At 68.7% G+C, this 22,743-nt stretch carries 22 protein-coding genes; 6 read left to right on the forward strand and 16 right to left on the reverse strand.

Annotated features, from left to right (window positions below; genetic code table 11):
* Positions 1-23: 23 nt before the first annotated feature.
* A complete protein-coding gene (locus tag RHA1_RS03970; RefSeq protein WP_011594070.1) occupies positions 24-980 on the forward strand; it encodes a 5'-3' exonuclease in 957 nt (318 codons plus the stop codon).
* A 7-nt stretch (positions 981-987) separates the two neighbouring features.
* Here the strand turns inward: RHA1_RS03970 and RHA1_RS45770 are convergent, their stop codons facing one another.
* The 8 genes from RHA1_RS45770 to pafA form a co-directional block, all read right to left on the reverse strand.
* Positions 988-1,677, reverse strand: a complete 690-nt coding sequence (locus tag RHA1_RS45770; RefSeq protein ID WP_009473510.1) for a DUF4333 domain-containing protein — start codon at positions 1,675-1,677, stop codon at positions 988-990.
* A 102-nt stretch (positions 1,678-1,779) separates the two neighbouring features.
* On the reverse strand, positions 1,780-4,515 hold the full coding sequence (locus RHA1_RS03980; RefSeq protein WP_011594071.1) for a DEAD/DEAH box helicase: 2,736 nt from the start codon (positions 4,513-4,515) through the stop codon (positions 1,780-1,782).
* 18 nt (positions 4,516-4,533) lie between these two features.
* On the reverse strand, positions 4,534-5,574 hold the full coding sequence (tatC, locus tag RHA1_RS03985) for a twin-arginine translocase subunit TatC (RefSeq protein ID WP_009473512.1): 1,041 nt from the start codon (positions 5,572-5,574) through the stop codon (positions 4,534-4,536).
* A gap of 71 nt (positions 5,575-5,645) precedes the next feature.
* Positions 5,646-5,921, reverse strand: a complete 276-nt coding sequence (gene tatA / locus RHA1_RS03990; RefSeq protein WP_005563470.1) for a Sec-independent protein translocase subunit TatA — start codon at positions 5,919-5,921, stop codon at positions 5,646-5,648.
* Between the two features lie 72 nt (positions 5,922-5,993).
* Positions 5,994-7,058: a 2-dehydropantoate 2-reductase gene (locus tag RHA1_RS03995; RefSeq protein WP_011594072.1), complete on the reverse strand. Its 1,065-nt coding sequence runs from the start codon at positions 7,056-7,058 to the stop codon at positions 5,994-5,996.
* Positions 7,055-8,035 (reverse strand): helix-turn-helix transcriptional regulator, encoded by a 981-nt coding sequence (locus RHA1_RS04000; protein WP_009473514.1) that lies wholly within the window; start codon positions 8,033-8,035, stop codon positions 7,055-7,057. Before RHA1_RS04000 ends, RHA1_RS03995 begins: the two co-directional genes overlap by 4 nt.
* On the reverse strand, positions 8,028-9,023 hold the full coding sequence (locus RHA1_RS04005; protein ID WP_011594073.1) for a helix-turn-helix transcriptional regulator: 996 nt from the start codon (positions 9,021-9,023) through the stop codon (positions 8,028-8,030). Before RHA1_RS04005 ends, RHA1_RS04000 begins: the two co-directional genes overlap by 8 nt.
* Positions 9,024-9,070: 47 nt before the next feature.
* Complete coding sequence (gene pafA / locus RHA1_RS04010) at positions 9,071-10,429, reverse strand: Pup--protein ligase (RefSeq protein ID WP_012687833.1); 1,359 nt, start codon at positions 10,427-10,429, stop codon at positions 9,071-9,073.
* 73 nt (positions 10,430-10,502) lie between these two features.
* On the opposite strand from pafA, the gene RHA1_RS04015 reads away from it, so the two are divergent.
* Positions 10,503-11,969, forward strand: a complete 1,467-nt coding sequence (locus tag RHA1_RS04015; RefSeq protein ID WP_011594075.1) for a bifunctional phosphatase PAP2/diacylglycerol kinase family protein — start codon at positions 10,503-10,505, stop codon at positions 11,967-11,969.
* Here RHA1_RS04015 and prcA read toward each other — a convergent pair.
* The 5 genes from prcA to RHA1_RS04040 form a co-directional block, all read right to left on the reverse strand.
* A complete protein-coding gene (prcA, locus tag RHA1_RS04020) occupies positions 11,960-12,739 on the reverse strand; it encodes a proteasome subunit alpha (RefSeq protein ID WP_011594076.1) in 780 nt (259 codons plus the stop codon). The genes RHA1_RS04015 and prcA overlap by 10 nt on opposite strands.
* Complete coding sequence (gene prcB, locus RHA1_RS04025; protein ID WP_037229527.1) at positions 12,736-13,620, reverse strand: proteasome subunit beta; 885 nt, start codon at positions 13,618-13,620, stop codon at positions 12,736-12,738. Before prcB ends, prcA begins: the two co-directional genes overlap by 4 nt.
* A complete protein-coding gene (locus tag RHA1_RS04030; RefSeq protein WP_007299058.1) occupies positions 13,617-13,811 on the reverse strand; it encodes a ubiquitin-like protein Pup in 195 nt (64 codons plus the stop codon). The genes prcB and RHA1_RS04030 overlap by 4 nt, the downstream gene beginning before the upstream one ends.
* A gap of 170 nt (positions 13,812-13,981) precedes the next feature.
* A complete protein-coding gene (gene dop / locus RHA1_RS04035) occupies positions 13,982-15,481 on the reverse strand; it encodes a depupylase/deamidase Dop (protein ID WP_007299057.1) in 1,500 nt (499 codons plus the stop codon).
* A gap of 74 nt (positions 15,482-15,555) precedes the next feature.
* The gene (locus RHA1_RS04040) at positions 15,556-15,933 is read right to left on the reverse strand and encodes a nitroreductase family deazaflavin-dependent oxidoreductase (RefSeq protein WP_011594078.1); all 378 of its coding nucleotides are present in this window, start codon (positions 15,931-15,933) and stop codon (positions 15,556-15,558) included.
* A gap of 82 nt (positions 15,934-16,015) precedes the next feature.
* Between RHA1_RS04040 and RHA1_RS04045 the strand changes: the two genes are divergently transcribed.
* Positions 16,016-16,564 (forward strand): NUDIX domain-containing protein, encoded by a 549-nt coding sequence (locus RHA1_RS04045; RefSeq protein ID WP_009473520.1) that lies wholly within the window; start codon positions 16,016-16,018, stop codon positions 16,562-16,564.
* Positions 16,565-16,627: 63 nt separating this feature from the next.
* On the opposite strand, the gene arc is transcribed toward RHA1_RS04045, so the two are convergent.
* Complete coding sequence (gene arc / locus RHA1_RS04050) at positions 16,628-18,403, reverse strand: proteasome ATPase (protein ID WP_009473521.1); 1,776 nt, start codon at positions 18,401-18,403, stop codon at positions 16,628-16,630.
* A 182-nt stretch (positions 18,404-18,585) separates the two neighbouring features.
* Here arc and RHA1_RS04055 point away from each other — a divergent pair, with 182 nt between their 5' ends.
* On the forward strand, positions 18,586-19,089 hold the full coding sequence (locus RHA1_RS04055; protein WP_009473522.1) for a WKL family lipoprotein: 504 nt from the start codon (positions 18,586-18,588) through the stop codon (positions 19,087-19,089).
* A 49-nt stretch (positions 19,090-19,138) separates the two neighbouring features.
* On the opposite strand, the gene RHA1_RS04060 is transcribed toward RHA1_RS04055, so the two are convergent.
* The gene (locus tag RHA1_RS04060) at positions 19,139-19,993 is read right to left on the reverse strand and encodes a tRNA (adenine-N1)-methyltransferase (protein ID WP_009473523.1); all 855 of its coding nucleotides are present in this window, start codon (positions 19,991-19,993) and stop codon (positions 19,139-19,141) included.
* A 94-nt stretch (positions 19,994-20,087) separates the two neighbouring features.
* Between RHA1_RS04060 and RHA1_RS04065 the strand changes: the two genes are divergently transcribed.
* Both RHA1_RS04065 and RHA1_RS04070 read left to right on the forward strand, forming a co-directional pair.
* Positions 20,088-20,993, forward strand: a complete 906-nt coding sequence (locus RHA1_RS04065) for a RecB family exonuclease (protein WP_011594079.1) — start codon at positions 20,088-20,090, stop codon at positions 20,991-20,993.
* Positions 20,990-21,826, forward strand: a complete 837-nt coding sequence (locus tag RHA1_RS04070) for a thioesterase family protein (protein ID WP_009473525.1) — start codon at positions 20,990-20,992, stop codon at positions 21,824-21,826. The genes RHA1_RS04065 and RHA1_RS04070 overlap by 4 nt, the downstream gene beginning before the upstream one ends.
* A gap of 64 nt (positions 21,827-21,890) precedes the next feature.
* Here the strand turns inward: RHA1_RS04070 and hisG are convergent, their stop codons facing one another.
* Complete coding sequence (gene hisG, locus RHA1_RS04075; protein ID WP_011594080.1) at positions 21,891-22,742, reverse strand: ATP phosphoribosyltransferase; 852 nt, start codon at positions 22,740-22,742, stop codon at positions 21,891-21,893.
* Position 22,743: the final 1 nt, after the last annotated feature.

Consider the following 22,743-nt stretch of genomic DNA (forward strand, 5'->3'; position numbering starts at 1 on the left):
ACCGGTTTGGCAGGATGAGGGTCATGACAGGGCCTCTGCTTCTCCTCGACGGTGCCAGCCTGTGGTTTCGCGCGTACTACGCGCTACCCGACTCGATCACCTCCCCCGACGGTCGATCCGTCAACGCGGTGCGCGGGTTCACCGACATGGTGGCCGCACTGATCACCAAGCACCAGCCGTCCCGGCTCGCGGTGTGCCTCGACCTCGACTGGCGGCCCGCGTTCCGCGTCGAGGCGGTGCCCACCTACAAGGCGCACCGGGTCGCCGAAGACACCGGCGGGGCGGAGGAAGAGGTTCCCGACACCCTGTCGCCGCAGGTCCCGATGATCCTGGATGTCCTGGCCGCCACCGGAATCGCGACCGCCGGTGCCGAAGGGCTCGAAGCCGACGACGTGCTCGGCACCCTGGCCGCCATCGAGACCCGCGACACCACCATCGTCGTCACCGGCGACCGCGACCTCCTGCAGGTCGTCACGGACGCCCCGGTCCCGGTGCGGGTGCTGTACGTGGTGCGCGGCCTCGCCAAGGCCGAACTGCTCGGGCCGGACGAGGTGGCAGCCAAGTACGGGGTGCCGGCCGACCGGGCCGGTGAGGCCTACGCCGAACTCGCCCTGCTGCGCGGCGACTCGTCCGACGGGTTACCGGGAGTGAAGGGGATCGGTGAGAAGACCGCGTCGAGCCTGATCATGCAATACGGATCGCTCGCCGCCCTGCGGGCCGCCGCAGTCGATCCCGAATCCGACATGGCGAAGGGTGCGCGCGCGAAATTCGCCGCCGCAGCGGACTATCTCGACGCGGCACTGCCGGTGGTGCGGGTGGTGCGGGACGCGGAGGTCGAACTGTCCCGCGAAGACACGCTGCCTGCCGAACCGGTCGACGCGGACCGGCTCGGCAGGCTGGCGGAGGAACTCGGAATCGAGAATTCCGTCGGCCGCCTCACGGCGGCGATGAAAAAGGTGGCCGCCGCACGGGTTCCGTGAGGGCCGTCTAGCTGGGGCGGCTCACTTCGTACGTGCCCTTGTCGTCGGTGAAGGTGAGAGTGACCTGCTTCTTCTCACCGTCCACGGTGAGACTGCACGTGAAGCTGTTGCCCTTCTTCACTTCCTGATCCGCGGGGCACGTGACACCGGACACGTTCTCGGCGCCGTAGGAATCGGTGACGATGCGCTCGACACCGTCCTCGGCCGCCTTCTGATCGAGTGTGTCCGTGCCGAACACCGTGAACGCGAGCACCAGGGCGATACCCACGATCACCAGCAGAGCCACCACACCGCCGATGATCAACGGCAGCTTCGACTTCCCCGACGAGGGCGGCTGCCCCCACTGCTGCTGGCCGGGGGTCGGGCCCCACTGCTGCGGCTGACCCGGTTGCTGACCCCACTGCGGCTGCCCGGGCTGCTGACCCCACTGTCCCGGACCGGGTTGCCCGAGCTGACCGGGTTGCGGCTGCTGACCCCATTGCGGTTGTCCGGGCTGCTGGGGGTGCTGACCCCACTGCGGCTGCCCGGGCTGCTGAGGCTGACCCGGTGTCGGCTGTCCCCACGGCTGAGCGGGCGGCTGCTGACCGTACTGCGGCGCCCCGTACTGGCCGCCGGTCTGGTCAGGGTTACCCTGGCCCGGTTGCTGTCCCTGGGCCCATTGCCCGTTCGGGTCGTTCGGTCCGTAAGGGCCGCTCATCGTCGCCTCCCGCTCACGTGTCAAGTTTTGTACCTACCGTAACGCCCCGCCATCGGATTCGGGCCTTCGGACGGCGTGCGAATCCAACCACACGGGGTCGGGTCACGCAGCATCCACGGCGACGACACCGCGGCGGATCGCCGCGACCGCACGACCTGCGGCCTTACCGACCTGCGGATCGGGGGACGTCGACCGGACCTGTTCGAGCAGGTCGATCACCTGCCTGCACCACCGCACGAAGTCGCCCGCCGACAGCGCACGCCCCTGATCTCCGGCCGCGATCAGCGCCTCGACGAGCGAATTGTCGCTCGCCCAGTGGAAGATCGCGGCAGCGAAGCCGAGGTCCGGCTCACGGGTGGGCGGCAATTTGTGCCGGATCTCGTCCGCCCGCAGCTCCCGCCACACCCGCACGGTCTCGTCGAGGGCGTGCCGCAGTGCTCCCGGACCGCCGGCTTCGACGGTGTCCCCTTCACGGCGCGATTCGAAGATCACGGCGGACACGACGGCGGCGAGTTCCGCGGGCCCGAGACCCTTCCACACACCCTGCCGGAGGCACTCGGCCACCAAGAGGTCGCTCTCGCAATAGATTCGACTCAGCCGTGTGCCGTGTTCGGTGGCGTCGGGGTGTTCGCCCGGCGAGATGTAGTCGCGTTCGGCGAGCAGCGACAGGATGCGATCGAACGTGCGCGCCAACGAGTTCGTCGTGGCAGCCACCTTCTGTCGCATCGTCTCCGTCTCGCGGGCCAGCCGGTTGTAGCGCTCACCGATCCGGCTCAGCTGTTCGCGGTCCGGCCAACTGTGGCACGGGTGCTGCCGGATGGCGCGCCGCAGCCGTGCGATCTCGGCGTCGTCGGTGGCAGCACCCGACTTCGTCCGCTTCCGGCGTCCGGGCGCGACGATTCCGGTGCTGCGCAACGCCGATGCCAGATCGCGTCGCACCCGGGCGGTGTGGTGATCGAAGCGCCGCGGCAACCGCATCGATCCCAAAGACCGTGCGGGCTCCGGGAAGTCGCCGGCCGACACCCGGCCCGCCCACTTCGCCTCGGTGAGGATCAGCGGTTTCGGATCCGTGGGGTCCCGGTCCGGTTCCAGCACCACGGCCAGACCCGAGTGCCGTCCCACCGGGATCGCGATCACGTCGCCGCGCCGCAGTGCGACAAGCGAGGCGACGGCGGCGTCCCGGCGTTCGGTTCGACCTGCCCGTTCGAGTGACCGTTCCCGGCTGCTCAGCTCCTCCCGCAGGCGCGCGTACTCGAAGTACTCGCCGTCCTCGCCGCCCAGCCGTTCGCGGAGCGTGGTGAGCGCGGCCTCGTTGCGTTCGATGCCGCGCGTCAGGCCGACCACCGACCGGTCGGCCTGGAACTGGGCGAACGACCGCTCGAGCAGGGCCCGTGATTCCGCCGCTCCCATGCGATCGACCAGGTTGATGGTCATGTTGTAGCCGGGACGGAACGAGCTGCGGAGCGGGAACGTGCGCGTGGAGGCGAGCCCGGCGACGTCCACGGGTTCCACCCCGGGCTGCCACAGGACCACCGCGTGACCCTCGATGTCGATGCCGCGACGTCCGGCCCGCCCGGTGAGCTGCGTGTACTCCCCCGGGGTGAGTTCGGCGTGGGCCTCGCCGTTGTACTTGACGAGGCGTTCGAGGACGACCGTGCGGGCGGGCATGTTGATGCCCAGCGCCAGCGTCTCGGTGGCGAACACGGCCCGGACCAGTCCTTTGACGAACAGCTCCTCGACCGTCTGCCGGAACGCGGGCAGCATCCCCGCGTGGTGCGCGGCGAGGCCCCGCTCGAGCGCCTTACGCCATTCCCAGTACCCGAGGACCTCCAGATCGGCCTTCGGCAGTTCGGCGGTGTGGGCGTCGATGATGGTCCGGATCTCGGCGACCTGCTCCGGCGTCGTCAGATCGAGGCGGGACCGCAGGCACTGTGCCAGCGCGGCGTCGCACCCGGCGCGACTGAAGATGAACGTGATCGCCGGGAGGAGTCCCTCGTCGTCGAGGCGGGAGATCACTTCCGGTCGGGGCAGCGGCCGGAAGTCGCTGGAGAACCCGCGGCCGCCGCCGCGGCGTCCCCTGCCCCGCGACTCCCACGAGTCGGCCCGCTCGAGGGCCTGCCGCTGTTTGACGTGACGGACCAGATCCTGGTCGACCACCAGATCCTGGAGGGCGTCCCCGCTCCGCGCCCTGGTGTCGAAGAGGTCGAACAGCCGCTTGCCGACCATGATGTGCTGCCACAGCGGGATCGGGCGGTTCTCGTCGACCACCACGGTGGTGTCGCCGCGCACCGTTTCCATCCACGCGCCGAACTCCTCGGCGTTGCTGACGGTCGCCGACAGGCTGACGAGGCGGACGTCCTCGGACAGGTGCAGGATCACCTCTTCCCACACGGCGCCACGGAACCGGTCCGCCAGGAAGTGCACCTCGTCCATGACGACGTGGGACAACCCGCGCAGCGCCGGGGAGTCGGCGTACAGCATGTTCCGCAGCACCTCGGTTGTCATGACGACCACCGGGGCGTCCGAGTTGATGCTCGAATCGCCGGTCAGCAGCCCGACGGTGTCCTTGCCGTACCGCCGCACCAGCTCCGCGTACTTCTGATTGCTCAGCGCCTTGATCGGTGTGGTGTAGAAGCACTTGCGACCGGACGTGAGCGCCAGGTGCACGGCGAATTCGCCGACCACGGTCTTTCCCGCGCCGGTCGGGGCGCAGACGAGGACGCCGTGGCCGCCCTCGAGCGCGCGGCAGGCGTTGATCTGGAAGGGGTCGAGCACGAAGCCGAGCTGCGCCGAGAACACGTCGAGTTCGGTGCCGCCGGTCGTGTCACCTGTTGTCACTGCCACCCCGTCAGATTGTCACAGGGTGTCGGAGAAGTCCTGACCCGGTGTGTTGCTGCCGGTCGTGCTCGCGTCGTCGTTCTTGTTGGCACCCGCGGGCTTGCCGGACTTGCGTGACCGCCGGAACCGGCCCGCCGGCTCGGGGACCGGTGTGGCGGCGACGTCGAACGCCTCGTTCAGGTCCGACGGTGCGGCGATGGTCGACGCCTCGTCGTCGTCGAGGGCACCCCACTCCTGTTCCGTGCGACGGGCCTTGCGGCGGTCGTTGATGCGGGCGATCTGCACGGCGACCTCGAACAGCAGGGTCAACGCGAACGCGAGCGCGAGCATCGAGAATGGGTCCTGCCCGGGGGTCGCGATCGCGGCGAACACGAACAGAGCGAAGATCAGGCCGCGGCGCCACGCCTTGAGCTTCGCGTACGGCAGAATGCCGACGAAGTTCAGCGCGACGATGAGCAGCGGTATCTCGAAGCTCACACCGAAGATGATCAGCAGGTTGATGATGAACCCGAAATATTCCGCGCCGCCGAGTGCGGTGATCTGAACGTTGTCGCCGATCGTCAGCAGGAAATGCAGCGCCTTCGCGACGACCACGTAGGCGAGGACGGCGCCTGCGATGAACAGCGCGGCACCGGACACCACGAAGCCGATCGCGTAACGGCGCTCCTTCGCGTAGAGACCGGGCGTGATGAACGCCCACAGCTGGTACAGCCAGATGGGGCAGGCCAGGACGACGCCCGCGGTCAGCGCGACCTTGAATCGGAGCATGAACTGCTCGAACGGTCCGGTCGCGAGGAGGCGGCACGACCCGTCGTTGCTCAGGTCGGCGCGACTCGACGCGGGCAGCGAACAGTACGGCCCGCGGAGAAGCTCACCGAGACTCTCGATCCCGAGAATCTGGTGGGAGTACCAGAAGAAGCCCACCGCGGTGGTGACCACGATGGCCAGCACCGACAGGAGCAACCGCGTGCGCAGCTCGTAGAGGTGATCGACCAACGACATGGTGCCGTCGGGATTGGTCCTCCGCTTGCTGTGGCGCGGATCGAACGGAATTCGCACTGTTGTTCGCCCTAGTCTTGGTCAGCAGGCAACCGGGGTGAAGAATCACCCCGGTTGTCAGGCGGCTCGGGCTACGCCGACTTGGGCTCGGTGTGCTGCGGCTGCACCGGCGCCGGAGGGGTGACCGGTGCGGTGGTGGTGTCCGCCACGGGCAGCTCGGCGGGCGCGCTCTGCTGCGCGGTGGGCGCCGGCGTGCTGTTGTCGTTCTGCATCTCCTTGACCTCGCTCTTGAAGATGCGGAGCGAACGGCCGAGTCCGCGAGCCGCGTCGGGCAGCTTCTTGGAACCGAACAGGATGATGACGACCAGCGCGACAATGGCCCAGTGCCAGGGGCTCATGGCTCCCATGATGAAACCTCCAAAAGATCAGGTGACCCCGATGCTACCGGACATACTCGGCACCGGTCCGGTCGAAACCGGCTAGTTGCGCTGCCGTTTACCTGTCGGTTTCCCGGGTGCCCGCTGTGAGCGCAGATCGGCGAGCAGGGCGTCCCCGGACCAGTGCCGGTTCCCGCCCGCCTCGGCCTCGCGGATCAGTTCGACCAGCCTCGCGTTCACCGGTGCGGCCGTGCCCGACGACGCGGCCAGGCGCACGATCTCCCCGCTGATCCAGTCCACTTCGGTGCGCCGGCCCGCTTCGAGGTCGTCCCACATCGAGGACCGCGCGTGCGGGTCGATGGCCAGCATCCGGCTGCCCGCCACCCGGAACACCCCGTCCGGGACGGTCAGCAACCGGGGAATCCACTGCGGCGGCAGCGGTGTGAGTTTGGCGACAGCGATGCCGCGGGCGGTCAGGAGAGTCAGTGCTTCCCGCTGCGCCAGCGCGACCGCGCGCCGGAACGACCGCTGCGACAACTCCTCGCGGAGCGGCAGGCTGGACAGGGCGTTGACCGCGTTGTTCAGGTTGAACAGCAGCTTCGCCCACTGCACCGAGCGGAAGTCGTCACGTGTGTGGAGCGGCAGCCCGGCGTCGTCGAAGACCGGTGCGAATGCGCGCACCGCCGGATGCTGCTCGATCTCGAGGTCGCCCTCGGAGCCCTGGTGGAAATGCCCGTCGCCGCGGTGCACCACATTGAACGGCACCATCGCCGCGAGAACGACCTGCTCCGGCAGGGCCGCGCGGAGGGTGTCCGCATTGCTCAGCCCGTTCTGCGCACTGACTACGACCGTGTCGGAACCGATCGCCGACGCCAGCGCGGCACCCGCCTCCGGTGTCCCCGCCGACTTCACCGACACGACGACGAGATCGGCGGTGGCCGCCGACTCCGGGCCGGTGGCGAAGGCGATGCCGGGGGCACCGACCCGGACGTCCGCTCCGTGCAAGTCCGTCAGCCGTAACCCGTGTTCGCGGATCTCCGCCCCGACGCGCTCCCGCCCGATCAGGGTCACCTCGGCACCGGCCGCGGCGAGCCGGCCCCCGACATAGCAGCCGATGCTGCCCGCGCCGAAGACGCTGATCCGCAGCGGACGCCCGTCGCCGCTCATGCCTCGACGGCGTCGTAGGCGGACAGCGCCTCCACGGCGCGGCGGCGCACCTCGTCGACCAGTTCGGCCGGTTCGAGCACTCTGATTCCGGAGCCGAACCCGAGCACGAGCCGGGCCATCCACTCGAGCGCCCCGTAACTCATGCTCGCCTCGACCGAGCCGTCGGCGTCGACCGTCCGGACATCCATCGGGTAGTAGTCGAGCACCCACACGCAGTCGGCGCCGATGTGCAACCGGGCCTGGGGAAGGGACGCGTCGCCGCTGAACAATTCCAGGTTGGAATCCCGGACGAGAGCCTGCGCCGGCGGTGTGGATGCCTCGTCCAGCTCGGTGGCGGCGTCGATCCGGTCGAGCCGGAACAGCCGGACCCCCTCGGCCTGCCGGCACCACGCCTGCAGATAACTCTGATTGTCGACCAGCACGACCCGCACCGGATCCACGGTGCGCTCGGTGACGCGGTCCCGGGACGCCGAGTAGTACGTCAGGTGGAGTGCGTGCCGATGATGGAGCGCGGACCGCACCGTGGCGGCGATGGGATCTTCCGCCACGTCCTCCACCGCCTCCCGCTCCGACGCCGGCGTCACCGCCGCGCGGGCCGCCGCGGTGCCCGCGGCGTCCTCGATCTTCGCGATCGCGCTGTGCGCCGCGGACGGATCGACCATGCCCGGCATCTCCACCAGCGAACGCAGGGCAATCAGCAGGGCCGTCGCTTCCGTGGACGTCAACCGCAGCGGTCGGTCGATGCCCGCCGAGAACGTCACCTCGATGCTCTCCTCGGAGAACGAGAGGTCGATGAGGTCGCCGGGACCGTAGCCGGGCAGGCCGCACACCCACAACTGGTTGAGGTCGGACATCAGCTGCGTGGTGGTGACGCCCAGTTCGGCGGCGGCCTCGGCCGCGCTCATCCCGGGATTCGCGATGAAGTACGGCACCAGGTTGAGGAGCCGGGACAGTCTCGACGACAGCCTGTTACTCACGACGTCCCCCTTCCCCTGCGGCGTCCTTCAGCTTGGTCAGCACATCGTGGCGTAGTTCGGGCGGATCGAGAACCAGGGCGTCCGCCCCGTGGCCCGCGACCAGCCGGGCGATCCAGTCCCGGGAGCGGACCGGGATCCCGAGCAGGGTGCCGGCGCGCTCGTTCACCCGCTTCGCCTCCGCCGTGGTCGCCAGTCGGCGCAGTTCCTGGGCCCGGCCCTCGGCCACCCATACGGTGGCGGTCCCGGTGACCTCCCCCGAACCGGTGACCCGGTCGACGATCTCCCGGAGGTCCACGCCCGCCGGTTTGTGGACGACCCCGGACGGTCCGAACTCCGTCACGTCGTCGCCGATCCGCGACAGCCGGAACGTCCGGACGGCCCCCCGGTCGACGTCGTGACCGACGAGGTACCACCGGCCGTGCGCTGTGACGACGCCCCAGGGTTCGACGGTGCGCTCGGTGTACGGCTCGTTGAGGGCGCCGCGGTGCGGGAAATGCACGGCGCGGCCGGCGTCGACCGCCGCCAGCAGCTTGCCGAGCGCCGGTTCGGAGCCGCGGGTGCGGGCGGGCACCGCCGTGATCGGGGTGGCCGCCGAATCCGGATCCACCTGCACACCCGCCGCGCGCAGCTTGAGCAGCGCCCCCTGGGCCGCGGACGTCAACTCCGGCGACTCCCACAGCTGGACCGCCACCGCGACCGCCGCGGACTCCTCCTGGCTGAGGTCGATGTCGGGGAGCTCGTACGCATTGCGGTTGATGCGGTAGCCCTCGACCGTCGAGAAGCGCGACGCCTGTCCGGTCTCGAGCGGAACACCGAGATCCCGGAGCTCGTTCTTGTCGCGTTCGAACATGCGGCTGAACGCCTCGTCGCTGGCGGAGTCGGCGTACCCGGCAACGCTCTCGCGAATCTTCTCGGCGGTGAGGAACTGCCTGGTGGACAACAAACAGATCACCAGGTTCATCAACCGCTCGATCTTGGAAGTCGGCACGCCCGGAAGCCTAGTGGGTGAGCCCGTTACGGACCCCCACAGCGCCGCTACATCGAGGCAATCAGGCGCTCCACCCGCTCGTCGACCGACCGGAACGGGTCCTTGCACAGCACCGTCCGCTGGGCCTGGTCGTTGAGCTTGAGGTGCACCCAGTCGACCGTGAAGTCGCGTCCGGCCTCCTGCGCCGCGGTGATGAACTCGCCGCGCAGCTTCGCCCGGGTGGTCTGCGGCGGAGTGTCCACCGCCGCCTCGATCGTCTCGTCCTCGGTGATCCGCTTCACCAGCCCCTTACGCTGCAGCACGTCGAACACGCCGCGACCGCGTTTGATGTCGTGGTACGCCAGATCCAGCTGCGCGATCTTCGGGTCGGCCAGCTCGAAGCCGTGCCGGTCCTGGTAGCGCTGGAACAGCTTGCGCTTGATCACCCAGTCGATCTCCGTGTCGACCTTCGCGAAGTCCTGCGTCTCGACGGCGTCGAGCATGCGACCCCAGAGGTCGACCACCTGAGTGACCTGCGGATCGGGATCCCGGTTCTGCAGGTGTTCCACCGCGCGCGCGTGGTACTCCCGCTGAATGTCGAGGGCGCTGGCCTGCCTGCCGCCGGCGAGCCGCACCGGGCGGCGTCCGGTGACGTCGTGACTGACCTCGCGGATGGCGCGGATCGGGTTGTCGAGCGCGAAGTCGCGGAACGACACCCCGGCCTCGATCATCTCGAGCACGAGCGCCGCCGTGCCCACCTTCAGCATGGTGGTGGACTCGGACATGTTCGAGTCGCCGACGATCACGTGCAGGCGGCGGTACTTCTCCGCGTCGGCGTGCGGCTCGTCACGGGTGTTGATGATGGGCCGCGACCGCGTGGTCGCCGAGGACACGCCCTCCCAGATGTGCTCGGCGCGCTGCGACAGGCAGAACGTGGCCGCCTTCGGCGTCTGCAGGACCTTGCCTGCGCCGCAGATCAGCTGCCGCGTCACCAGGAACGGGAGCAGCACGTCCGAGATCCGGGAGAATTCGCCGGCCCGGGCCACGAGGAAGTTCTCGTGACAGCCGTACGAATTGCCTGCCGAGTCCGTGTTGTTCTTGAACAGGTAGATGTCGCCGCCGATGCCTTCCTCGGCGAGCCGCTGTTCGGCGTCGATCAACAGCTCCTCGAGAACGCGCTCCCCCGCCCGGTCGTGGTTGACCAACTGGATGAGGTTGTCGCACTCGGCTGTGGCGTATTCGGGGTGCGAGCCGACGTCCAGATACAGGCGGGCACCGTTCCGGAGAAACACGTTGGAGCTCCGGCCCCACGACACCACCCGCCGGAACAGGTAGCGCGCAACCTCGTCCGGGCTCAGTCGCCTGTGACCATGGAAGGTGCAGGTCACACCGAACTCTGTCTCAATTCCCATGATTCGTCGCTGCACACCTCGACAGTACAACGCCGATCACCCGGCGGAGCGGTAAAACCGTCCGGCGACACCTCGCGCATACGCTGAGATGGTGAACCGACACTTACGCCGAATCCACCGGGCCGACGAGATCGTCTTCGACCGCAGCGCCGATCTGAGTCCCTCCGGGCTCGACCGGGCCATGCGCTTCCTCAGCCGCGCGGCCGACAAGGGGCTCCTGTGGTGGTTCGTGGCGGCGGTACTGGGACTGGTCGGCGGGCACGCCCGCCGCGGTGCTGTGCGCGGACTGCTGTCCCTCATGATGGCGAGCGGTCTGGCCAACGGCATCCTCAAACCGCTGTTCCCCCGGCGGCGCCCGCCCGCCCGCGTCTGGACGAACGTGCTGCGCGGGGTGCCGATCCCCCGGTCCTCGTCGTTCCCGTCGGGTCATGCGGCGTCGGCGGCGGCGTTCACCACGGGCGTGGCCCTGGAATCGCCTGCGGCCGGTGCCGTCGTGGCCCCGCTCGCCGCCGCGGTCGCGTACTCCCGCGTGCACAACGGCGTCCACTGGCCGACCGACGTTGCCGCCGGGCTGATACTGGGCGGGGCCGTCGCGTCGGGCACCCGCCGCTGGTGGGCGGTGCGCACGGAGGAACCGGCGGAGTTGGGCCCCACCGTCGACGCACCGGCACTTCGGGGCGGTGAGGGCCTGCTCGTGGTGGTCAACCCGGAGTCCGGGCCGGACAGTGTCGATCCCAGTGAGGAGATCACGACCGCACTCCCCAAGGCCGACGTGCGCGCCCTCGACACCGACCGCGATTTCGCAGAACAACTCGACGCCTGGGTGGCCGACACGGATCCGCGCGCCCTCGGGGTGTGCGGTGGAGACGGGACCGTGGTCGCCGTCGCATCCGCGGCAACGCGTCACGCGCTGCCGCTGGCGGTGTTCCCGGGCGGCACGCTCAATCACTTCGCGCGGGATGCCGGCGCCGCCGACATCTCGGACACGGTGAACGCCGTCGAGACCGGGCATGCGGTTCTCGTCGATCAGGCCGTCGTCCACACCGATGTCGCGGAGCCGGCGCCGTTCCTCAACACCGCCAGTCTCGGCGGCTATCCCGACGCGGTGCGACTGCGGGAGAAGTGGCAGCCGCGGTACGGGAAGTGGCCCGCGGCATGTGTGGCGATGATTCGGATTCTCTCCGCGGCAACACCGCTCGCCGTCACCATCGACGGCAGGCCCGTGAAGGTGTGGATGTTGTTCGTGGGGAACGGTCGGTATTCCCCCGGCGATCAGGTTCCGATGTCGCGTCCCGCCATCACCGGCGGACTGCTCGACGTCCGGTACGTGCGGGCCGACCGGCGAGCGTCCCGGCCGCGGCTGCTGTTCGCCGCCGCCACCGGGACGCTCGGAAGCAGCCGGGTGTACGTGCGATCCCTGGCGCCCCGGCTCACCGTCCGCGTGGACGGCTCGCCGGTCGCGCTGGCCACCGACGGTGAAGTGGTGGCCGACGCCCTGCGGTTCGACTTCCGGACGGTGCCCGGAGGGATCGCGGTGTACCGGCCTCAGTCCTGAGGGTCGGCGGGCTTCGTCTCGGTGTCCGGCTTCGACTCCGGAGCGGGCTCCGAGGCGGGCGCAGGTTCTGCGGGGATCAGCTGTTCGAGCGCCGGTCCGGTGATCCGCCGGAACGCGCGGCGAGGACGGGACTGGTCGAGCACGGCCACCTCGAGGCTGGCCACGTCGACGTTCCGCTTCTCGCCTTCCCCGGCACCGCCCTGACGCAGGGCGTTGACCGCGATACCGACCGCCGCCTCGAGATCGAGGTCGGCACGGTACGACTCGCGCATGGCGGTCGCGATCGGCTCGGTCGTGCCACCCATCACGACGAAATGCTGTTCGTCGACGATGGATCCGTCGTAGGTGATGCGGTACAGCTGGGGAGCCTTCGGGCTGCCCACGCGCCCGACCTCCGCGACGCAGATTTCCACCTCGTACGGCTTGGGCTGTTCGGTGAAGATCGTGCCCAGGGTCTGTGCGTACGCGTTGGCCAGCGATCGGCCCGTCACGTCACGGCGATCGTAGGAGTAGCCGCGCATGTCGGCGTGGACGATCCCGGCGCGCCGCAGGTTCTCGAACTCGTTGTACTTGCCGACGGCCGCGAACCCGAGACGGTCGTACAGTTCGCTGACCTTGTGCAGCGCGGTGGAGGGATTCTCGGCAACGAACAGCACGCCGTCGCGGAACGTGAGCACCACGACGCTGCGTCCGCGGGCAATTCCCTTGCGCGCCAGTTCCGAGCGGTCCCGCATGATCTGCTCGGCGGACGCGTAATACGGCATGGTCATCGCGCAGACCCCCCTTCTTCGGTGCGCTCGGCGACGATGCGCCGAGCCAACTCGGACGTCGTCTCCTCGGACACGTGCACGGCACCGGCCTGGGTGATCGTGACCGCGGTCGGGTAGATGCCGCGGGTCAGGTCGGGCCCACCTGTGGCCGAGTCGTCGTCGGCCGCGTCGTACAGCGATTCGATGGCCGCCCGCAGGGCGGTCTCCTCGTCGCTGTCCGGCGAGTAGATCTTCTTCAGTGCCGACTTCGCGAACAACGATCCCGAACCGACCGCGTGGTATCCGGCGCGTTCCTCGTACCGGCCGCCGACGACGTCGTACGAGACGATCCGGCCCGCGTGCGCCTCGTCGTCCGCGTCGAGGTCGTAGCCGACGAGCAGCGGGACGACCGCGAGACCCTGCATCGCCGCCCCGAGGTTGCCCCGCACCATCGACGCCAGGCGGTTCGCCTTGCCGTCGAAGGTCAGCTGAACGCCCTCGATCTTCTCGTAGTGCTCGAGTTCGACGGCGAACAGGCGGACCAATTCGATGGCGATACCCGCGGTGCCGGCTATGCCGGCCGCCGAATATTCGTCGGTGACGTACACCTTCTCGACGTCCCGGCTGGCGATCAGGTTGCCCTGGGTCGCGCGCCGGTCGCCGGCGAGCAGGACGCCACCCTTGTAGGTGAGCGCCACGATCGTCGTTCCGTGCGGTGCGAGATCACCGCTCTCCATCCCGTCACCACCCCGTGTCGAGTGCGAACGATGGCCGATCCGATTCTCCGGCAGCAATTCTGGTGCGTGACCACGCAGATACTCGGTGAACGAGCTCAGATTCGAACCGAAACTGAGCCTCGTTTCACCGTCGCCTGTCCGCAATGCCGGTCGATCCGCCGTCACTGGCCGCCCTTCTGGACATAGGCCCGGACGAAGTCCTCGGCGTTCTCCTCGAGTACGTCGTCGATCTCGTCGAGCAGGTCGTCGGTGTCCTCGGCCAGCTTTTCGCGACGTTCCTGACCCGCGGCACCGTCAGCGCCCGGGGTGTCGTCCTCGTCGCCGCCACCAGTTCGTTTGGTCTGCTCTTGTGCCATCGCAGCCGACCTCCTTGTGTGAAGGGAGCTCTTCTTCCGAGCGTCCTGTCCTGCCAAGCAGTCTGACTACATCATCCGCTCGGACCTTCACCCTACCGAGCGTCGCCGCCGCACGTGTGCCGACGCGACGGCGAGTTCCGGCGCAGATCCGTCCGCGACCGGTCGACGGGTCAGTTCGTGAGCTCGTCGACGAGTTCTTTCGCGGTCTCCACCGACTCCAGCAACTCCCCCACGTGCGCCTTGCTGCCCCGCAACGGCTCGAGGGTGGGGATACGGACCAGGGAGTCGCCACCGAGATCGAAGATCACCGAATCCCAGCTCGCGGCCGCGATGTCGGCGCCGAACTTGCGCAGGCACTCACCCCGGAAGTAGGCGCGGGTGTCGGTGGGCGGGGTGTCGACGGCGTCGAGCACCGCCTGCTCCGACACCAGCCGTTCCATCGACCCGCGGGCGACCAGCCGGTTGTACAGACCCTTGTCCAGGCGGACGTCCGAGTACTGCAGATCGACCAGATGCAGTCGGGGCGCGGACCAGTTGAGGCCCTCGCGGTTCCGGAAACCCTCGAGCAGCCGCAGCTTTGCCGGCCAGTCCAGCAGGTGGGCGCACTCCATCGGGTCCCGTTCGAGAAGGTCGAGCACCATCGCCCACTTCTCGAGCAGATCGGCCACCCGGGGGTCGTCGTTGCCCTCGGCGGACATGAACTTGTCGACTCGGTCCAGGTAGATCCGCTGCAACGCAAGCCCGGTCAGTTCCCGGCCGTCGGCCAGCGCGACGGTGGCGCGCAGCGTCGGGTCGTGGCTGATGTGGTGCACGGCGGTCACCGGGCGGGCCAGCTGCAGGTCGGTGAGGTCGACACCGGCCTCGATGAGATCGAGGACCAGGGCCGTCGTCCCGACCTTCAGGTACGTCGACATCTCGGCGAGGTTCGCGTCGCCGATGATGACGTGCAGACGCCGGTACTTGTCCGCGTCCGCGTGGGGTTCGTCGCGGGTGTTGATGATGCCGCGCTTGAGTGTCGTCTCGAGCCCGACCTCCACCTCGATGTAGTCGGCCCGCTGGGACAGCTGGAAGCCGGCCTCGTCACCGGACTGGCCGATGCCCACCCGGCCCGACCCGCAGATCACCTGACGGGACGCGAAGAACGGGGTCAGCCCGTTGATCACCGCGGAGAACGGCGTGGCCCGTGACATCAGGTAGTTCTCGTGGGTGCCGTACGACGCGCCCTTGCCGTCCACGTTGTTCTTGTACAGCTGCAGTCGCGGGGCGCCGGGGACGCTCGATGCGTGCCGGGCGGCCGCCTCCATCACCCGTTCGCCTGCCTTGTCCCAGATCACGGCGTCCAGGGGGTCGGTGACCTCCGGGGCCGAGTACTCGGGGTGCGCGTGATCGACGTAGAGGCGGGCGCCGTTGGTGAGGATCATGTTGGCCGCGCCGACCTCGTCGGCGTCGATCACCGGCGCCGGGCCGCTCAGCCGGCCCAGGTCGAATCCGCGGGCATCGCGCAGCGGCGATTCCACCTCGTAATCCCATCGGGTGCGCTTGGCGCGCGGCACTCCCGCTGCCGCCGCGTAGGCCAGCACCGCCTGGGTGGACGTCAAGATCGGATTGGCCGAAGGCTCGCTGGGTGAGGAGATTCCGTACTCGACTTCGACACCGATGATCCGCTGCATGCTGCCGAGCCTATGCGATCACCCACATCACCCGGCGGCACACTCCTGCCGCGCGAGCCGTCCGCGCCCGGCGACTAGTCCGGCGAGCACTCCAGGTACTGGTCCGCCGAGATCGCCCGGAGTACCGTGCGGACCCCGGCGGGAGCCCAGGAGTGGGTGCTGTCGGTGACGACGCTCGGGTCGGTCAGGTGTACCGTCCGGCGCCGCGTCACGATGGTGCATCCGCCCGCCGCCACCACGTTTCGCACCCAGTCGCTCTGCGCACCGTACGTCAGGGCGAACCGGTAGCGGCCGTCCACGACGAACACGTTGACGGGTGTGCGATAGGGCTTGCCCGACCTGCGGCCCCGGTGCTCGACCATGGCGAACCCGGGCAGGATCGTCGCGACGTGACGGCTCACCTGATTGGTGACGACCCGGTTGAATCGGGCGACCGAACGCGGCAACGCCATGACCTCTCACCCCTTCGGCACCGGAACGAGCAACCGACCTCGACAGTACCGACGTCCGCCGGGGTGCTGGCAGGATCGACACATGGATTCCGCACCGAACACCCCACCCGGCACGGACGAAGTGGTGGCGGTGTTCGACAGTGCGGGACGACCGGTGGGGTCCGCTGCGCGTTCCCGCGTCTACGCCGAGGGGCTGTGGCACGCGAGTGCCGGCGTCCTCGTCCGGTCCGGCGACGGGAAGCGCCTCTACGTCCACCGACGCTCGGACACGAAGACGGTGTTCGCCGGACATCACGACTGCCTGGCGGGCGGGGTGGTCGATCCCGGGGAGACCCCGGAGGAGGCCGCGAGCCGGGAGCTGGCGGAGGAACTGGGCATCACCGGAGTGGGCCTCACCCCCATCGCGAGGGTGGCGTGGGACGGGCACTGGCGGGGTTTGCGGCTGCGCTGCCACCTATACGCCTACGAGACGCACTGGGACGGGCCGATCGTCCACCAGGCCAGCGAGATCGCGTCGGGCTGGTGGTGGACGCCCCACGAACTGGTGACGCATCTGCACGACCCGCAGTGGCCGTTCGTTCCGGACACCCGGGCGCTCCTCGAGGACTACCTCGTCACACGGGACCGCTGACGCAGACGCCTGCGCGGCGGGAACCGTGTTCGGGTTCCCGCCGCGCAGGTGATGCCGGACGGCCTACAGGTACTGGCCCGTGTTGGATTCGGTGTCGATGGCGCGGCTCGCGCTCGCGTTCTTACCGGTGACCAGCGTGCGGATGTAGACGATCCGCTCACCCTTCTTGCCCGAGATCCGGGCCCAGTCGTCGGGGTTGGTGGTGTTCGGCAGGTCCTCGTTCTCCGAGAACTCGTCGACGATGGAGTCGAACAGGTGCTGGACCCGCAGACCCGGGGCACCGGTGTCGAGCACCGACTTGATCGCGTACTTCTTGGCGCGGTCGACGATGTTCTGGATCATCGCACCGGAGTTGAAGTCCTTGAAGTACAGGACCTCCTTGTCGCCGTTGGCGTACGTGACCTCGAGGAAGCGGTTCTCCTCGCTCTCGGCGTACATGCGGTCGACGACCCGTTCGATCATCACCCGGATGCAGGCCGTGCGGTCGCCGCCGAACTCCGCGATGTCGTCGCTGTGCACCGGCAGCGTCTCGACGAGGTACTTCGAGAAGATGTCCTGTGCCGACTCCGCGTCGGGGCGTTCGATCTTGATCTTCACGTCGAGGCGGCCGGGACGCAGGATCGCGGGGTCGATCATGTCCTCGCGGTTGGATGCGCCGATCACGATGACGTTCTCGAGTCCTTCGACACCGTCGATCTCACTGAGCAGCTGCGGCACGACGGTGGTCTCGACGTCGGAGGAGACACCCGATCCGCGGGTGCGGAAGATCGAATCCATCTCGTCGAAGAACACGATCACCGGGGTGCCCTCGGACGCCTTCTCCCGGGCCCGCTGGAAGATCAGCCGGATGTGCCGCTCGGTCTCGCCGACGAACTTGTTCAGCAGCTCGGGGCCCTTGATGTTGAGGAAGTAGGACTTGGCTTCCTTGCTGTCCTGCCCCCGCGCCTCCGCGATCTTCTTCGCGAGCGAGTTGGCGACCGCCTTGGCGATGAGCGTCTTACCGCACCCGGGCGGACCGTAGAGGAGCACACCCTTCGGTGGCCGCAGCTCGTATTCGTGGAACAGGTCTTTGTGGAGGAACGGCAACTCGACGGCGTCGCGGATCTGCTCGATCTGCCGTCCGAGGCCGCCGATGTCGTCGTAGTGCACGTCGGGAACCTCTTCGAGGACCAGATCTTCGACCTCGGCCTTGGGGATCCGCTCGAACGCGTACCCGGCCTTGGTGTCGACGAGGAGGGAGTCGCCCGGCCGTAGTTTGCGGGTGGGCGATTCCGCGTCGTACGCGATCGACTCCCTCTCGCTGTCCTCGTACACGGTGGCGAGGGGTTCGGCCAGCCACACGATCCGCTCCTCGTCGGCATGGCCGACCACGAGGGCGCGCTGACCGTCGTCGAGGACCTCGCGCAACGTGCTGATCTCACCCACACGCTCGAAGTTGCCCGCTTCCACGATCGTGAGGGCCTCGTTGAGGCGCACGGTCTGGCCGAGCTTGAGGGTCTCGGCGTCGACGTTCGGGGAGCAGGTCAACCGCATCTTGCGCCCGGAGGTGAACACGTCCACGGTCTGATCGTCGTGCACTCCGAGCAGCACGCCGTACCCGCTCGGCGGCTGGCCGAGGCGATCGACCTCTTCTCGAAGGGCGATGAGCTGCTGACGGGCCTCCTTGAGGGTGTCCATCAGCTTGGTGTTCCGGATGGACAGCGAATCCACTCGCGATTCCATCTCACGAAGCTGTTCCGGCGACTCCGCGAGCTGCCTGCGCAGTGCCGACGCCTCTGCGCGCAACGCCTCGAGCTCTCGTGCGGCCGCAACCGAATCGGGGTTCTCTGTCGAGCTCATGTGCGTCTCCTCCCAATGAGATCTATCAACGCTACCGGCACTGCCCGAATTCTGCGCCGTGACACGGATTCTGCCGATTGCGAATCGGCATACGTGACGCCCTGGGCCACCGAACCTCTCATGTTAGCCTTACCTACCTGTCGAGCAGTTTCTCTCTCTTCTGTGTAACGAAAGGGTTCGTCGTGATAATCCGCAAGCCCCTGAACGGAACATCCTTCATCGGTAGGTCCGTGGTTGCCGTCGGCGCGGTGGTCTTCGCGCTCGGGATGTCGGCCTGCTCGTCCGACGACGCTTCCGACACCGCGGCAGCGACGTCCGCGGCCACGTCGTCCGCGGCAGGCGAGGCGGTTGCCGCGCCCACGTCGGACGAACTGCTCGGTACGCTCCAGGTCCTCGTGGACCCCGCCCGACCGGTCGACGAGAAGACCGTCGTGGTCGTCGACGGCGACGAACGCCGCCCGAACCTCGAGGCCATGACGGCGGCGATGGCCAACTACCCGGTGTCCTTCACCGTCACGGATGTGCAGGTAGAGGGCGATACCGCGACGGCGAACGTCGCGATCGTCAGCCCGCACGGCACGGCCGCTCCGACCGCGTGGACGTGGGAGAACGTCGACGGCACCTGGAAGGTGTCGGACGAGAGCACGTGCACCCTGCTGGGCATGGCACGCGCCGGCTGCAGCTAGCTTTCCCTCCTTCGGCGGCGCCCTCTCCGGTCGCCGCCGAAGGCGTGTCTCAGCCCTTGCCCGACCGGCGCTGCGGCTTGGGGGTGACGGTTCCTTCAGCGAGACGCCGGGCGCTCACCAGGAACGCGGTGTGGCCCTGCATCCGGTGTTCCGGGCGCACGGCCAGCCCGACGACGTGCCACCCGCGAACGATCGATTCCCAGGACCGCGGTTCGGTCCAGCACTCCTGCTCGCGCATCGCCTCGACCACCTTCGAGAGCTGCGTCACAGTGGCGACGTAGACGATGAGCACACCGCCGGGAACCAGCGCCTTGGACACCGCGGGCAGCGCGTCCCAGGGGGCCAGCATGTCGAGGACCACCCGGTCGACCTGACCGCCCGCCGCGTCGGCGTCGAACTCGGCAACGTCGGCGATGGTCAGATCCCAGTTCTCGGGGCGTTCCCCGAAGAAAGTCTCGACGTTCCGGACCGCGTGTTCGGCGTGGTCGTCGCGCACCTCGTACGAGATGACCCGGCCTTCCGGACCGACCGCCCGCAGCAGTGAGCACGTCAGGGCACCCGAGCCGGCACCGGCCTCGAGCACGCGGGCGCCGGGGAAGACGTCGCCCTCGTGCACGATCTGCGCGGCGTCCTTCGGGTAGATGACCTGCGCCCCGCGGGGCATCGACAGGATGTAGTCGACGAGCAGCGGACGCAGCGCGAGATATGGGGTGCCGTTGGTCGACTTGACCACGCTGCCCTCGTCGGTGCCGATCAGGTCGTCGTGCAGGATGCCGCCGCGGTGGGTGTGGAACTCCTTGCCGGCCTCCAGGTTGACCGTGTAGTGCCGGCCCTTGGCGTCCGTCAACTGGACTCGATCGCCCACCCGAAACGGTCCGCTCGGTCGCGTTTCGCGTCCCACCATCGTCACCGACTCCTCAGCCTGTTCGTCCGGCGCCGTCCGACGCCCACACCGCGCCCCGACTCGACTGTCGGACCGGGGGCCTACCCTGCCAGGTGTGAGCATCTCAGAGTCGCCAGCCCCCGTCACAAAGGGTTCCCCGTCACAGCCCGGCGACACTTCGGCCACCCGCAGGCGCCCCGCCCTGTCACCGTCCCGCGCCGGCGACTTCAAGCAGTGCCCGCTCCTCTACCGTTTCCGCGCGGTCGACCGGCTTCCCGAGGCGCCGTCGCGCGCACAGGTGAAGGGCACGGTCGTGCACGCCGCACTGGAGACCCTGTTCGGGCTGCCCGCGGCCGAACGCGTTCCGCAGAAGGCGGTCGATCTGATCCTCCCGTCCTGGGAGCGCATCCTCGCCGAGGCCCCCGACCTGATCGATCTGGTCCCCGACGAGGAGCGAGACGCGTTCCTCGACGAGGCGCGTTCCCTCGTCACCACCTATTACGAATTGGAGGATCCCACCCGGTTCGAGGCCGAATCGTGCGAACAGCGCGTCGAGACCGAACTCGCCGACGGGGTGCTGCTCCGCGGATTCGTCGACCGCATCGATGTCGCCCCCACCGGTGAGGTGCGGGTGGTCGACTACAAGACCGGCCGTGCGCCCCGCGAGATGTCCGAGTCCAAGGCGCTGTTCCAGATGAAGTTCTACGCGCTGGTCCTGCTCCGCACCCGCGGCATCGTCCCCGCGCAGTTACGACTGCTGTACCTCGCGTCCGGCACGGTCCTCACCTACGCACCCGACGAGGACGAACTGCTGCGGTTCGAGCGCACGCTGTCGGCGATCTGGAAGGCCATTCTGGCGGCCGGGGTCACCGGCGATTTCCGACCCAAGCCGAGCCGGCTCTGCGACTGGTGTGATCATAAGTCCATGTGCCCCTCGTTCGGTGGAACGCCGCCTCCCTACCCGGGATGGCCGGAGGGGCCCGCCGAAGACGCACCGGGTTTCGAGGAGATTGTCGAATGAGTTCCGAGTCCTATTACGTACCACTCGGTTCGGAAGCACTGAGTGCGCCGGAAGTGGACTCGGACCAGAAGATCACCGTCGAGCGGTTCGACAGCACGGATCTGACGATCAGCGTGTGGGCCGAGACGATGCAGCACGGTGCTCCCCCGTCCGCGCTGCTCGTGCGAGCACTCGAGCGCTGCGCCCCACGCGACGATGTGCGTCTCACGCGGGTCGTGGTCGAGATCCTCGGTCCCATCCCGATCGCCGAGCTCGAGGTCCGGTCCTGGGTGCAGCGACCGGGACGCCGGGTGGAGCTGGTGGTCGCCGAATTGTGGACCGTCGGCGACCGGCCCCGTGCCGTGGCGCGGGGCTCGGCCTGGCGGATGGAGACCGTCGACACCAGCGACGCCGTCCACGTCGTCGACCCGCCACTCGAACCGCGGTCCACCGGGCGGGACGGCAAGTTCAGCGAGGCCTGGAATTCGGGCTACCTGACGACCCTCGACTGGCGGTGGATCGCCGAGATGGGATGCGAGGGCCCGGGCAAGCTGTGGGCGAAGCCGAGGCCCACACTGGTTCTCGGCGAGACCATGACGCCGCTCGAGCGGCTGTTCGCCATCGCGGACATCGCCAACGGCGTGGGATCGAAACTCGACCCGGCAGACTGGACGTTCCTCAACACCGACCTCACCGTGCACATCTTCCGGGTCCCCGAGGGCGACTGGGTGGGGGTCAGCTCCGAGACCTCCATCGGACCCGACGGAGTGGGCATGTGCGCGGGCGTGCTCTACGACGAGACCGGCGCCGTCGGCCGGATCGCCCAGACCGTACAGGTCCGCGCCCGCCCCTGAGCGGAGCGAGCGCGGATCGTGTTGCGGGCGGGGCGAACGCGGATCGTGTTGCGGTGGAGCAAGATCAGAGTGCGCGGCAGGACCGGATGTTGGACGCGAGGATGGCCTTGGCGCCGAGGTCCGCGAGTTCGTCCATGACTCCGTTGTGGCCCTTGATCGGGACCATCGCCCGGACCGCCACCCAGTTCTCGTCGGCGAGCGGCGACAGCGTCGGCGACTCGAGGCCCGGGGTGATCTTCAACGCGTCGTCGAGGATCGTCTTGGGGCAGTCGTAGTCGAGCATCAGGTTCTGCTGCGCGAACACGATGCCGCGCACCCGCTCGACCAGCTGGTTGCGTGCGGAATCGTCGTCGGGCGAGCCGGCGCGCTCGATGAGCACACCCTCGGAGTCGCACAGGGTGTCGCCGAACGCGACCAGGTTGTGCTGGCGCAGCGTGCGGCCGGAGCCGACGACGTCGGCGATGGCGTCGGCGACGCCGAGCTGGATCGAGATCTCCACGGCGCCGTCGAGGCGGATGACCGAGGCCTCGATGCCGCGTGCGGACAGGTCGTCACGCACCAGGTTGGGGTAGGACGTGGCGATCCGGAGCCCGGCGAGGTCCTCGACCGTCCAGTCCTTGCCCGCGGGGGCGGCGTATCGGAACGTGGAGCGGCCGAAGCCGAGCGACAGCCGTTCGGCGACCGGGGCACCCGAGTCGCGGGCGAGGTCGCGGCCGGTGATGCCGAGATCGAGTTCACCGGAACCGACGTAGATCGCGATGTCCTTGGGGCGCAGGAAGAAGAACTCGACCTGGTTGGACGGGTCGAGGACGGTCAGGTCGCGGGAGTCGGTGCGACGACGGTAGCCGGCCTCGCTGAGGATTTCGGCGGCGGACTCGGACAGCGAGCCCTTGTTGGGGACTGCGACGCGCAGCATG

The organism is Rhodococcus jostii RHA1 (assembly GCF_000014565.1).
Classification (GTDB): domain Bacteria; phylum Actinomycetota; class Actinomycetes; order Mycobacteriales; family Mycobacteriaceae; genus Rhodococcus_F; species Rhodococcus_F jostii_A.

Coding starts and splice junctions, on each gene's coding strand:
- RHA1_RS03970 (WP_011594070.1), top strand. CDS start 24: ATGACAGGGCCTCTGCTTCTCCTCGACGGTGCCAGCCTGTGGTTTCGC.
- RHA1_RS45770 (WP_009473510.1), bottom strand. CDS start 1,677: ATGAGCGGCCCTTACGGACCGAACGACCCGAACGGGCAATGGGCCCAG.
- tatA (WP_005563470.1), bottom strand. CDS start 5,921: ATGGGAGCCATGAGCCCCTGGCACTGGGCCATTGTCGCGCTGGTCGTC.
- RHA1_RS03995 (WP_011594072.1), bottom strand. CDS start 7,058: ATGAGCGGCGACGGGCGTCCGCTGCGGATCAGCGTCTTCGGCGCGGGC.
- RHA1_RS04015 (WP_011594075.1), top strand. CDS start 10,503: ATGGTGAACCGACACTTACGCCGAATCCACCGGGCCGACGAGATCGTC.
- prcA (WP_011594076.1), bottom strand. CDS start 12,739: ATGACCATGCCGTATTACGCGTCCGCCGAGCAGATCATGCGGGACCGC.
- RHA1_RS04030 (WP_007299058.1), bottom strand. CDS start 13,811: ATGGCACAAGAGCAGACCAAACGAACTGGTGGCGGCGACGAGGACGAC.
- dop (WP_007299057.1), bottom strand. CDS start 15,481: ATGCAGCGGATCATCGGTGTCGAAGTCGAGTACGGAATCTCCTCACCC.
- RHA1_RS04040 (WP_011594078.1), bottom strand. CDS start 15,933: ATGGCGTTGCCGCGTTCGGTCGCCCGATTCAACCGGGTCGTCACCAAT.
- RHA1_RS04045 (WP_009473520.1), top strand. CDS start 16,016: ATGGATTCCGCACCGAACACCCCACCCGGCACGGACGAAGTGGTGGCG.
- arc (WP_009473521.1), bottom strand. CDS start 18,403: ATGAGCTCGACAGAGAACCCCGATTCGGTTGCGGCCGCACGAGAGCTC.
- RHA1_RS04060 (WP_009473523.1), bottom strand. CDS start 19,993: ATGGTGGGACGCGAAACGCGACCGAGCGGACCGTTTCGGGTGGGCGAT.
- RHA1_RS04070 (WP_009473525.1), top strand. CDS start 20,990: ATGAGTTCCGAGTCCTATTACGTACCACTCGGTTCGGAAGCACTGAGT.
- hisG (WP_011594080.1), bottom strand. CDS start 22,742: ATGCTGCGCGTCGCAGTCCCCAACAAGGGCTCGCTGTCCGAGTCCGCC.